At 70.2% G+C, this 12,559-nt stretch carries 7 protein-coding genes; 3 read left to right on the top strand and 4 right to left on the bottom strand.

All coding sequences use genetic code 11. From position 1 onward, the window contains the following. Positions 1-74 precede the first annotated feature (74 nt). A complete protein-coding gene (locus tag FV227_RS00200; protein WP_147726372.1) occupies positions 75-1,268 on the top strand; it encodes a CaiB/BaiF CoA-transferase family protein in 1,194 nt (397 codons plus the stop codon). Between the two features lie 85 nt (positions 1,269-1,353). Next, positions 1,354-3,450 (top strand): 3-hydroxyacyl-CoA dehydrogenase NAD-binding domain-containing protein, encoded by a 2,097-nt coding sequence (locus tag FV227_RS00195; protein ID WP_147726373.1) that lies wholly within the window; start codon positions 1,354-1,356, stop codon positions 3,448-3,450. A 48-nt stretch (positions 3,451-3,498) separates the two neighbouring features. On the opposite strand, the gene FV227_RS00190 is transcribed toward FV227_RS00195, so the two are convergent. From FV227_RS00190 to FV227_RS00175, 4 genes are read right to left on the bottom strand one after another with little or no spacing between them, the layout of a single operon-like run. Further along, positions 3,499-4,281 carry an SDR family oxidoreductase gene (locus FV227_RS00190; RefSeq protein ID WP_147726374.1) on the bottom strand — a complete coding sequence of 261 codons (783 nt, stop codon included), beginning with the start codon at positions 4,279-4,281 and terminating at the stop codon, positions 3,499-3,501. A gap of 4 nt (positions 4,282-4,285) precedes the next feature. Beyond that, positions 4,286-5,053 carry an SDR family NAD(P)-dependent oxidoreductase gene (locus FV227_RS00185; protein WP_147858068.1) on the bottom strand — a complete coding sequence of 256 codons (768 nt, stop codon included), beginning with the start codon at positions 5,051-5,053 and terminating at the stop codon, positions 4,286-4,288. A gap of 5 nt (positions 5,054-5,058) precedes the next feature. Further along, positions 5,059-6,120, bottom strand: coding sequence for a phosphotransferase family protein (locus FV227_RS00180; protein ID WP_246686326.1), 1,062 nt, complete (start codon positions 6,118-6,120; stop codon positions 5,059-5,061). Continuing rightward, positions 6,117-7,364 (bottom strand): acyl-CoA dehydrogenase family protein, encoded by a 1,248-nt coding sequence (locus FV227_RS00175; protein ID WP_147729011.1) that lies wholly within the window; start codon positions 7,362-7,364, stop codon positions 6,117-6,119. Before FV227_RS00175 ends, FV227_RS00180 begins: the two co-directional genes overlap by 4 nt. Positions 7,365-8,456: 1,092 nt before the next feature. Between FV227_RS00175 and dnaE the strand changes: the two genes are divergently transcribed. After that, positions 8,457-11,990, top strand: a complete 3,534-nt coding sequence (gene dnaE / locus FV227_RS00170; RefSeq protein ID WP_147858067.1) for a DNA polymerase III subunit alpha — start codon at positions 8,457-8,459, stop codon at positions 11,988-11,990. Positions 11,991-12,559: the final 569 nt, after the last annotated feature.

Here is a 12,559-nt window from a genome sequence, read left to right as displayed (position 1 = left end):
TTTCGAAACTTGAACGGGCGGGCCGCTGTCGAGCGGCGCCGCAGACTTGCCGGACACGGGGCCAGGAGGAGCCGATGGAGCGGACGACGGAACCGGACCTGCCGCTGGCGGGCATCCGCGTCCTCGACCTGTCGCGGGTGCTCGCCGGGCCCTGGTGCGGGCAGGTGCTGGGCGATCTCGGCGCCGACGTGATCAAGGTCGAGCATCCGACCCGCGGCGACGACACCCGCGACTGGGGCGTCGCCACGAGCCCCGGCAACACGACGTATTTCGACAGCGTGAACCGCAACAAGCGCTCGCTCGGCCTCGACCTGGCGTCCGAGGAGGGTGCGGCGCTGGCACGAAGGATCGCGGCCGGCTGCGACGTGCTGATCCAGAACTTCAAGCGGGGCGGCGCCGACAGGCTCGGGCTCGGCTACGACCGCCTGTCGGCGGAGAACCCGGGGCTGATCTACTGCTCGGTCGCCGGCTACGTCGGCGACGGGCCGGAGGCGGAACGCCCGGGCTACGACCTCGTGGTGCAGGGCGAGGCGGGCCTTATGGCGCTGAACGGCCGCCCGGACGAGCCTCCGCTGAAGTTCGGCGTCGCGGCCGTCGATCTGTTCACCGGCCAGTATGCGGCCCAGGCGGTGCTCGCGGCGCTCCTTCAGCGCCACCGCACCGGGCGCGGCCGCCACGTCGAGATGGCGCTCTACGATTCCGGTCTCAGCCTGACCTCCTATGTCGGCCTCGCGGCGCTCGCGCTCGGGCGCGATCCCGAGCGGGTCGGCAACGCGCACCCGGCGATCGTGCCCTACGGCGTGTTCGAGGCGGCCGACGGCCCCCTGGTCATCACCGTCGGCAACAACGGACAGTACCGCCGCTTCTGCACGGTGATCGGCCGGGAGGACCTCGCGGCCGATCCGGACTACGCGACCAACCTCGGCCGCTCGCGCCACCGCGACCGGCTCGCGCCCGAGATCGACCGCGAGCTCGCGCGCATCCCGCGGGCGACGCTGATCGCAGCGCTCCGGGACGCGGGCATTCCCTGCGGCGAGGTCGCCGGCCTGCACGAGGCGTTCCGTTCCGATCGGACGGCCGAAGCGCACATGCTGCATGCGGGACGATCGCCCGTCCTCGCGCCGCCCTACCGCCTCGACGGAGCCCGTCCCCCGGTGCGCCGGCCGCCGCCGGGCCTCGGCGAGCACACGCGCGCGCTGCTCGCGGAACTCGGCCTCGATTCGGAGCATATCGCCGACCTGCGGACGCGCGGCATCGTCGCGGGCTGACGCCGGCCCGTGCGACCGAACCCCGATCTCGAAAACCGCCGACGCCCGGACCCGGCCGGACGCGGCGCACGATGAGGAAGCCAGCATGACCGACACCCCGACCACCCTCCGCCGCGACGGCCGCGTCGCCGTCATCACGCTCGCCTCGCCGCCGGTGAACGCGCTCGGCGCGGCCGTCCGCGAGGGCCTGCGCGACCGGATCGCGGAAGCCGGGGCGGATGCGGAGGTCGGGGCGATCGTGCTCACCGGCTCGGGCAAGCTGTTCTCCGGCGGCGCCGACATCACCGAGTTCGGCAAGCCGCCCCGCGGCATGGGGCTCGGCGAGCTGCTCGACATCGTCGAGACCTCATTCAAGCCGGTGGTCGCGGCGATCCACGGGCAGGCGCTCGGCGGCGGGCTCGAGCTGGCGCTGGCCTGCCACCACCGCGTGGCGACGCCCTCGGCGAAGCTCGGCCTGCCGGAGGTGAAGCTCGGCCTCCTCCCCGGCGCCGGCGGCACGCAGCGCCTGCCCCGCGTGGTCGGCCCGCAGAAGGCCCTGGAGATCATCACCTCGGGCCAGCCCGTCGGCGCGAAGGCCGCGCACGCGATGGGCTTGCTCGATGCGCTGACCGGCGCGGACACGCTGGTCGCCGACGCGACCGCCTTCGCCGAGCGCATCCTCGCCGAGGGACAGGCCTCGCCCCGCATCCGCGACCGCGACGACCGCATCGCGGAAGGGCGCGACGACCCCGCCCTGTTCGACGCCTTCCGCAAGGCGAACGCCAAGAAGTTCCGCGGCTTCGAGGCGCCCGAGGCCTGCATCCGCTGCGTCGAGGCGGCCTGCAACAGGCCGTTCGCGGAGGGCATCGTCTTCGAGCGCGAGACCTTCGAGCGGCTGATGCACGGCGCGCAGTCGATCGCCCAGCGCCACGTCTTCTTCGCCGAGCGCCAGGCCGCCAAGATCCCGGGCCTCGGCAAGGACGTCCCGACCCGCCCGGTCGCCCGCGTCGGCATCATCGGCGCCGGGACCATGGGCGGCGGCATCAGCATGAACTTCCTCAACGCCGGCATCCCGGTGACGATCGTCGAGGCCAAGGCCGAGGCGTTGGAGCGCGGGCTGAAGACGATCCGCCGGAACTACGACGGCTCGGCGAAGAAAGGCCGCATCACCGCCGCCGACGTCGAGACCCGCATGGCGCTGCTCACCGACAGCCTCGACTTCGCGGACCTAGCCGGCTGCGACCTGATCATCGAGGCGGCGTTCGAGGACATGGATCTCAAGCGCACGATCTTCCGGACGCTCGATGCCATCGCCAAGCCCGGCGCGATCCTCGCCTCCAACACCTCCTACCTCGACATCGACGTGATCGCCGGCATGACCCGGCGCCCGCAGGACGTGATCGGGATGCACTTCTTCTCGCCGGCCAACGTCATGCGCCTGCTCGAGGTGGTGCGCGGCGCCGAGACCGCGCCCGACGTGATCGCCACCGCGATGGCGCTCGGGCGCCGCATCGGCAAGGTCGCGGTGCTGGTCGGCGTCTGCCACGGCTTCGTCGGCAACCGCATGCTGGAGCAGCGCCAGCGCGAGGCGAACAAGCTGATCCTCGAAGGCGCCCTGCCGCAGGACGTCGACCGGGTGGTGGAGGGCGTCGGCCTGCCGATGGGACCGTTCGCGATGAGCGATCTGGCCGGCCTCGACATCGGCTGGTCGGCGGAAACCTCGAAGGGCGAGAGCGTGCGCGACATCCTGTGCGAGCAGGACCGCCGGGGGCAGAAGACCGGCCGCGGCTTCTACGATTACGACGAGAACCGGAAGCGCTCGCCCTCGGATGCGGTCGAGGCGGTGATCCGCGACGTCTCCGAGCGCAAGGGCATCGCCCGCCGCACCGTCACCGACCAGGAGATCCTGGAGCGCTGCCTCTATCCGATGGTGAACGAGGGCGCGAAGATCCTCGAGGAGGGCAAGGCTTTGCGCGCCTCCGACATCGATACGGTCTGGATCAACGGCTACGGCTGGCCGGTCTACACCGGCGGCCCGATGCACTGGGCCGACGGCATCGGCCTCGGCAAGATCCTCGACCGGATGAAGGCCTTCGAGGCGGAACACGGGCCGGAATTCGCGCCCTCTTCCCTGCTGGAGAAGCTGGTCGCCGAGGGCGGGAGCTTCGCCGGGTACGATAGAGCGGCACGGACGGCGGCGTAGAACCCGCGTCTCCCTCCCCCGCCGAGGGGGGAGGGCAATGCGCGGCGTCTACCCGATCGCCCCGCTGGCGATCGTCACGCCGCCGTCCACCACGATGGCCTGGCCCGTCGTGAACCGCCCCGCGGCGGAGGCGAGGAAGATCGCCGCACCGGCGATCTCGTCGGGCTCGCCGATGCGGCGCAAAGGCGCGAGCGAGGTCGCGGATTCCAGGACCTTCGGATCCTCCCACAGGGCGCGGGCGAAGTCGGTGCGGACGAGGCCGGGGCAGATGCAGTTCACCCGGACGTTGTGCGGGCCGTACTCGACCGCGTAGTTCCGCGCGAGCTGCATGTCGGCCGCCTTCGAGACGTTGTAGGCGCCGATCACCGGCGAGCCCTTGAGGCCGCCGATCGAGGAGACGATGACGATCGCGCCGTCGCGCCGGGCGATCATCGCCGGCGCCACCAGCTGGATCAGCCAGTGGTTCGAGACGATGTTGTTCGACAGGATCTTGGTGAACTGCTCGTCCTTGATGTCGGCCAGCGGCCCGTAATACGGGTTGCTCGCGGCGTTGCAGACCAGCGTGTCGACCGCGCCGAAACGGTCGTTGGTCTCGCCGATCAAACGGACGAGGTCCTCCTTCACCGAGATGCTGGCCGGCACCGCGATGGCGCGGCCGGCGCCGTGCGCCGCCTCGATCTCGGCGACGACCGCGTCGCAGGCCTCGCGCTTGCGCGACGACACCACCACCCGCGCGCCCTGCTCGGCCATGCGGAGCGCGATGGCGCGCCCGATCCCGCGGGACGAGCCGGTGATGACGGCGACCTTGCCGGTGAGATCGAACAGCGACATCGGATCATCCTCTCGCGCGTCTGAGCTTGGCCATGCCGCCGATCCAGCGGTCGTGGTCGTCGGCCTTGCGGCGCACGTAACCGGCGATCTGCGGGTGCGGCAGGATCAGGAAGCGGCCCTCGGCGAGGCCGGCGAACGCCGCCTCCGCCACCGCTTCGGGGCTGAGCAGCCCGTCGAGGAGCGCCGGCTCGCGCGCCGAGGCGCCGCGCACCATCGCGGTGTCGACCCCCTGCGGGCAGAGCGCGGCGACGCGGATGCCATGGTCGCGATGGGTGATCGCGAGGTGCTCGCAGAAGCCGAGGGCGGCGTGCTTGGTGGTGGAATAGGTCGCGCTGCCGATCTGGCTGAGCAGGCCGGCCGCCGAGACCGTGGCGAGGAAGGTCCCCGCGCGTCCGGCGATCCAATCCGGCAGCAGCGCGCATGCCGCGTGGACGTGGGCCATCACGTTGACCGCCCAGGCGCGCGCCCAGTCGGCATCGGGCGCGGAGGCCGCATTCTCGGGATCGGGGTCGCGCAGCAGGATGCCGGCATTCGAGCAATAGACCTCGACCGGCCCGTGCTCCCGGATCGTCCGCGCGACGAGGTCGGCGACGCTCTCGGCCACGCCGACGTCGCAGGTCGCGGCGACGCCGCCGATGCGCGCCGCGGTCTCGGCGGCGCCGGCCGCGTCGACGTCGGCGGCGATCACCGTGGCGCCGTCGGCGGCGAAGCGCTCGCACAGCGCCCGGCCGATGCCCTGGGCTGCGCCCGTCACCACGACGACGCGCGCCATCGCGGTCAGGCCCCGGCTTTCACGGCGAACGACCAGGCCGCGTCGGCGAGCTTCGGCACGCGGGCGGCCATGTCGGCGGCGTGCTCGCTCGCGGCGGTGCCGGCCTTCATCCGCCCGGCGATGCCCTGGAGGATGCCGACGAGGCGGAACAGGTTGTAGGCGAAGTACCAGTTCAGGTCGGGCAGGCCGTCGCGACCGGTCTCGCGGCAGTAGAGCGCCACCGCCTCGTCCTGCGTCGGGATGCCGAGTGCGTGGAGATCGAGCCCGCCGAGCGCGCTGCGGCCGTCCGCCGGCAGCACCCAGTGCATCAGAAGGTAGCTGAAGTCGGCGAGCGGATCGCCCAGCGTCGACAGCTCCCAGTCCAGCACCGCGGCGACCCGGCCATGGGCGAAGATCATGTTGTCGAGGCGGAAGTCGCCGTGGACGATCGAGACCCGGTCCTGCTCCGGCACGGTCCGCGGCAGCCAGGCGATCAGCCGCTCGGCCGCCTCGAGCCGGTCGCCTTCGGCGGCGCGGTACTGCTTGGTCCAGCGGTCGACCTGGCGGCCGAAGTAGTTGCCCGGCCGGCCGTAATCGCCGAGCCCGATCGCGGTGGGGTCGGCCCGGTGCAGGCGGGCGAGGGTCGTGATCATGCCCGCGTAGACGTCGCGCCGCTCGGCCGGCGGCAGCTCGGGCAGGGCCGCATTCCAGTGCACCGTGCCCTCGACCGCCTCCATCACGTAGAAGGCCGCACCGATCATGCCGGCATCCTCGCACAGGGCGTCCGCCCGCGGCACCGGGAAGCCGGTGCCGTGCAGCGCCCGGATCAGGCGGTACTCGCGCTCGACCGCGTGGGCCGAGGGCAGCAGCGGGCCGAAGGGCTTGCGCCGCAGCACGTAGGCGCCCCCCGGGGTCTCGACCCGGTAGGTCGGGTTCGACTGGCCGCCCTTGAACTGGCGCAGCGTCAGCGGGCCGTCGAACCCGGCGACGTGCTCCGCCATCCAGGCCGCCAGGGCGCCCTCGTCGATCCGGTGGCGTGGGTCGACCGCCTTGGTGCCGGCGAAGGCAGAATCCCCCGTCCCGCTCACGCGGCGGGACCCGCGTTGCTGTGGCGGGCGAATTCGAGGCGGGCGATCGAGCGGTTGTGGACCTCGTCCGGCCCGTCGGCGAGCCGCAGGGTGCGGATGTGGGCGTAGGTGCGGGCGAGGTCGAAGTCGTCGGAGACGCCGGCGCCGCCATGGGCCTGGATCGCGTCGTCGAGCACCTTCAGCGCGATGCGCGGGGCGGCGACCTTGATCATCGCGATCTCGAGCTTGGCCGCCTTGGCTCCGACCTTGTCCATCATGTCCGCCGCCTTCAGGCAGAGCAGGCGCGTCATCTCGATGTCGATGCGGGCCTCGGCGACGCGCTGCTCCCACACCGACTGGTCGGCCAGCCGCTTGCCGAAGGCGGTGCGCGCGAGCAGGCGCCGCACCATCGCCTCGAGGGCGGCCTCGGCCGCGCCGATAGTGCGCATGCAGTGGTGGATTCGGCCCGGGCCGAGGCGCCCCTGCGCGATCTCGAAGCCGCGGCCCTCGCCGAGGATCAGGTTCTCGGCCGGCACGCGCACGTCGCGTAAGGTGACCTCGGCGTGGCCGTGCGGGGCCTCGTCGTAACCGAACACCGAGAGCAGGCGCTTGATCTCGACGCCGGGCGCGTCGAGGGGCACGAAGATCTGCGATTGCTGTTGGTGGCGCGGGGCGTCGGGGTCGGTCTTGCCCATCACGATCGCGACCTTGCAGCGCCGGTCGCCGACGCCGGTCGACCACCACTTGCGGCCGTTGATCACGTAATGGTCGCCGTCGCGGCGGATCGAGGTCGCGATGTTGGTCGCGTCCGACGAGGCGACCTCGGGCTCGGTCATCAGGAAGGCGGAGCGGATTTCGCCCGCCATCAGCGGCTTGAGCCAGCGCTCCTTGTGCATCGGGCTGCCGTAGCGGTGCAGCACCTCCATGTTGCCGGTGTCGGGGGCCGAGCAGTTGAACACTTCCGAGGCCCAGGCCACCCGGCCCATCTCCTCGGCGCAGCGCGCGTAGTCGAGATTCGTCAGCCCGGCGCCGTGGAACGCATCGGTGTCGTGCTCGGGCGAGGGCGGCAGGAACAGGTTCCACAGGCCCGCCGCGCGCGCCTTCGCCTTCAGGCCCTCGATCGCCGCGGAGGGCGCCCAGCGGTCGGGCACGGACTGTGCCGTCTCGGCCTTCACGGCGTCGAGCGCCGGATAGACCTCGGCGGCCATGAAGTCGCGCACGCGCTTGAGCCAGAGCTCCTGCGTCGAGGACGGGGAAAAATCCAATGTTCCACTCCCTAAGCCCGCCGACGTCGTCGCGTGGCTGGGCGGTCCGAGCGTACTCCCGCTTCGAATCGGGCCACAAGCCCCAACCCGGCCGGCCCTGACAGATCGGCGCCCCCGTCTCTGAACGCCCGGCGTACCGAAACCTTGAACCGACGTTCCCACGGCGATCGGCGCTTCGACGGCGCGGCCGCTCCGTGCCGTCGAACGAAGGCTCCGCTTGGTACAGAGGCAAGCATTCGCTCGCTGTGGCGCCGGAACTGTTGCAGATTGACGTTTGGAAAATCTATAGAAGTCTTAACGTGCGTGAAGGCTCGCCCGTCCGATCGATGGCATTCACGGCGGGCCGGGACAGCGTTTCTCCTCCGGCGGCACCTTCGCCGGTCAACGTCCCCCGACCTCCCGGCGAAGGTGCTTTTCGTCGCGGCCGCGCGTCAGGCTTCCATGCCGCGAGGAGCCGCCGCGCCCCCAGAAAGCGGAGTGCCCGTCGTGTCCGAGCCGATCACAGCGCGCTCCCTCGTCGGTCGGGATCCCGCCGTGACGACGATCATCTTCCTGGTGCTCCTCGTCGAGAGCGTCTTCCTGCTCGCCTGCCTCCTTTACCTGTAGGGCGCCGCGGGCGGAGCGGGGCGACGGACGCCATCCCCCGCCCGGCGTTCGCAGGACCATGCCCGAGGTCGGCGATCCCGCCCGAGGGGTCCGGCCGCGAGGAAGCGCTTCGGGCTTCACGTTTCGTCAACCCTATCGCCAGGTCGCCGACGCTCGCGCTTTACATGGAACAAAACAGGAACAAAGTAGGGTCATCGAAACGGAGTGCCCGACATGCTCAAGCGGATGGTTCTGGTCGGCGTCGCGGAGTTCATGGCCTTCGGGCTGCTCGCGGTCGCGGTGGCGGGTTGGGCGGTAGCCTTGGCCCCGATCCGTTGAGGGATGCCTTCGGCGCGGGCGGCCGGACTGCCCGTGCACAGGATAATCGGTCGCAGGCCGCGCGTCCGAAACGCCACATCGGCGGTGGATATCGGCAATCGCGGCCTGCCGGCCATCGACTCCTGCGGCCGAAGGACGGATCTCTGGGGCACCCGCACAAGGACCGTCATGGCGCGCCAGCTCAAGGAGGTCGGATTCGTCCACCTCCACGTCCACTCGTCCTATTCCCTGCTCGAGGGCGCCCTCAAGGTGGGCGACATCGTCAAGTCGGCTCTGGCCGACCACCAGCCGGCGCTGGCGCTGACCGACACCAACAATCTGTTCGGCGCGCTCGAGTTTTCCGAGAAGGCCGCCGGCAGCGGCATCCAGCCGATCGCCGGGATGCAGCTCTCGGTGGCGTTCGAGGCCGTCGACCCGATGGCACGGGTGGCGCGGCCCGCCGGCAGCCTCGTCGTGCTGGCGCAGAACGAGACCGGCTACGGCAACCTGCTGCGGCTGGCGAGCCGCGCCTACTTCGACACCGGGCTCGGCGAGGCGCCCTGCGTGAGCGCCGCGGCGCTCGCCGAATCGTCGGCGGGCCTGATCGCGCTCACCGGCGGCTTCACCGGCCCGCTCGACGCGGCGCTGCGCGCCGGCCGCCCAGACCTCGCCGAGGCGCGGCTCGCCGCCCTGCGCACCACCTTCGGCGAGAGCCGGCTCTACGTCGAGCTCCAGCGCCACGGCCTCGACGACGAGGGTCGGATCGAGGCCGAGCTGCTGCGCATGGCCGACCGCGACGGCCTGTCGATCGCCGCCGCCAACGAGCCGTTCTTCGGCAAGGCGGGCGATTACGACGCCCACGACGCGCTGCTCGCGATCGCCGACGGGCGCGTCGTCTCCGACGACCGCCGCCGCAAGCTCACCGCGCGCCACGGCTTCAAGACCCGGGCCGAGATGGCCGAGCTGTTCGCCGACCTGCCGGACGCCCTGCAGGCGACGGTCGAGATCGCGATGCGCTGCGCGGTCCGCGTCCGCACCCGCAAGCCGATTCTGCCGAACTTTTCGCGGGTGGCGGCGGGCGGGACCGCGCCGATGCAGGACGCGCTCGCCGAGGCAGCGCCCTCGGTGCCGGTGGAGGTCGCCGCCGACGAGCCGACCGAGCTGCGCCGCCAGGCCGAGGCCGGCCTCGCCCTGCGCCTGAGGCAGCACGGGCCGTGCGAGGGCTTTACCGAGCAGGCCTACCGCGACCGCCTGGCCTTCGAGCTCGACGTGATCGTCGGGATGAAGTTCCCGGGCTACTTCCTGATCGTCTCCGACTTCATCAAGTGGGCCAAGGACCACGACATCCCCGTCGGCCCGGGCCGCGGCTCGGGTGCGGGCTCGCTCGTCGCCTACGCGCTGCTGATCACCGACCTCGACCCGCTGCGCTTCGGCCTGCTGTTCGAGCGCTTCCTCAACCCCGAGCGCGTCTCGATGCCGGACTTCGACATCGACTTCTGCGTCGAGGGGCGCGAGCGCGTGATCCAGTACGTGCAGGAGCGCTACGGCCAAGAGCAGGTGGCGCAGATCATCACCTTCGGCACGCTGCAGGCGCGCGGGGTGCTGCGCGACGTCGGCCGCGTGCTCGAGATGCCCTACGGGCAGGTCGACAAGCTGACCAAGCTGGTGCCGCAGAACCCGGCCAATCCCGTGACCCTGGTCCAGGCGATCGAGGGCGAGCCGAAGCTGCAGCAGGCGATCGAGGAGGAGCCGATCGTGGCTCGCCTCATGGAGATCGCCAAGAAGCTCGAGGGCCTGCACCGCCACGCCTCGACCCACGCGGCCGGCGTGGTCATCGGCGACCGGCCGCTGGAGCAGCTGGTGCCGCTCTACCGCGACCCGAAGACCGGGATGCGGGTGACCCAGTTCAACATGAAGTGGGTCGAGGCCGCGGGCCTGGTGAAGTTCGACTTCCTCGGCCTCAAGACGCTGACGATGCTCAGGTGCTGCACGGACCTGCTCAAGCAACGCGGCATCGAGATCGACCTCGCGGCGCTGCCGCTCGATCAGCCCGAGACCTACCAGCCGATGGGCCGGGGCGAGACGGTCGGAGTGTTCCAGGTGGAATCGGCCGGCATGCGCAAGGCGCTCTGCGAGATGCAGGCCGACCGCTTCGAGGACATCATCGCGCTCGTCGCCCTCTACCGGCCGGGCCCGATGGCCAACATCCCGGTCTATTGCGAGCGCAAGCTCGGTCGCGACGCCGGCAACGAGGCGGCGTGGTACCCGCATCCCAAGCTGGAGCCGGCGCTGAAGGAGACCTTCGGCATCATCGTCTACCAGGAGCAGGTGATGGAGATCGCCAAGCTCCTGGCCGGCTACTCGCTCGGCGAGGCCGACATGCTCCGGCGCGCCATGGGCAAGAAGATCCGCGCCGAGATGGACGCCCAGCGCGACCGCTTCGTGAAGGGCTGCGTCGAGCGCGGGCTGACCAAGCCGAAGGCCAACGAGATCTTCGACCTGTTGGCCAAGTTCGCTGATTACGGCTTCAACAAGAGCCACGCGGCGGCCTACGCCCTGCTGACCTACCAGACCGCCTACCTGAAGGCGAACCATCCGGTCGAGTTCCTCGCCGCCGCGATGAACCTCGACATGGACAACACCGACAAGCTCGCCGAATTCCGGCAGGACGCGCAGCGGCTCAAGATCGTCGTCGAACCGCCCTCGATCAACACCTCCGGCGTCACCTTCGAGGTCCATGTCGACGATAATGGCGTCGGGCGCATCCGCTACGCGCTCGCCGCGATCAAGGGCGTCGGTCGCGAGGCGGTGAAGTCGATCGTCGAGGCGCGCGGCGAGCGCCCGTTCAAGGATCTCGCCTGCCTCGCCCGCCGGCTCAACCCGCGCCACGTCAACAAGCGCACGCTCGAGAGCCTGGTCGCCGCCGGCGCGATGGACGACATCGAGCCGGACCGCGCCAAGGCCTGCGCCGCGGTCGAGCCGATGATGAAGCTGGCGCAGGGCGCGGCCGAAGCCGAGAGCGCCGGCATCGCCGACATGTTCGGCGGCGTCACCTCCACCGACGTGAGCTTGCGCATCCCGGCCTACGAGGGCTGGCCGATGGCCGAGAAGCTCAAGCGCGAGTACGACGCGATCGGCTTCTTCGTCTCGGGGCACCCGCTCGACGAGTATCAGGATCTGCTGGGCAAGCTCCGGGTGCAGAGCTGGGCCGAGTTCTGCCGCTCGGTTCGCGCCGGCACCTCGAGCGTCGGCAAGGTCGCGGCCTCGGTGCTCGACCGTTCCGAGCGCCGCACCAAGACCGGCAACAAGCTCGGCATCGTCACGCTCTCGGACCAGACCGGGCATTTCGAGGCGATCATCTTCTCCGAAGGCCTCGGGCATTACCGCGAGATCCTGGAACCCGGCCAGCCGCTGGTTCTCCAGCTCCAGGCCAACCTCGAGGGCGAGGACGTGCGCGCCCGGATCCTCGCCGCCGAGCCGCTCGACGCGGCGGTGGCGCGTTACCAGAAGGGCATGCGGATCTACCTGCGCGACGAGGGCCCGATCGGCGCCGTGCAGCAGCGCCTCGCCATGCGCGGCGAGGGCGAGGTCTCGTTGATCCTGCTGCTGGACGGCGGCGAGCGCGAGGTCGAGATCAAGCTGCGCGACAAGTACCAAGCCACCCCGCAGATCGCCGGGATGCTGCGCGCCGTGCCGGGCGTGATCCAGGTGGAGGTGAACTGATCGTGAGGAGCCTGAGCCCGCCACCGGCCCAGTGTGGCGAGCACCTATAGAATCTGGATCCCAGAAAATTCGTATCAGGACCTCGCAAGGAGAGCCTTGAGACGATCACTTTGCATCTTTGAGCAAACAAGAAATGGTTTATTCAATTAGATGAGCTCCGCGGTCGATGAATATCGCTTGCGTCCAGCTCCCGACTAGCGAATTCGTCATGTAGCGATAGTGTTTCGTCTGCTCCTCCGGTGGAAGAAGGATGAAGCCAGCGATTTTGATTTTACCTTTTGCGAAATACCCACCGCAACTCGTAACATCATAAAGAACGCCGAATTCGCGCGGGAGTTCGCCTCTGACCGGTTCGATGAGACGAACTCGCGCATACCGTTCCATCATGGATATCGTCCGGACCTGAAGTACCTCCACCTTGCCAACGAGAAATCGGGTCGGCCATTCAACGAAAGAACCGCGCGTCGGTATCGGGACATCGCACGCCGAAGCGCTTGCAACGGACGTGAGCAACACGACCAAGGCCGACCGGATCGATCTCGTAAGCATCGACTGGATCACTCCATGAA

It is taken from the genome of Methylobacterium sp. WL119 (assembly GCF_008039875.1).
Lineage (GTDB): Bacteria > Pseudomonadota > Alphaproteobacteria > Rhizobiales > Beijerinckiaceae > Methylobacterium.
The sequence above is the reverse complement of the archived record's forward strand: the minus strand, read 5'-3'. Positions and strand labels throughout refer to the sequence as shown.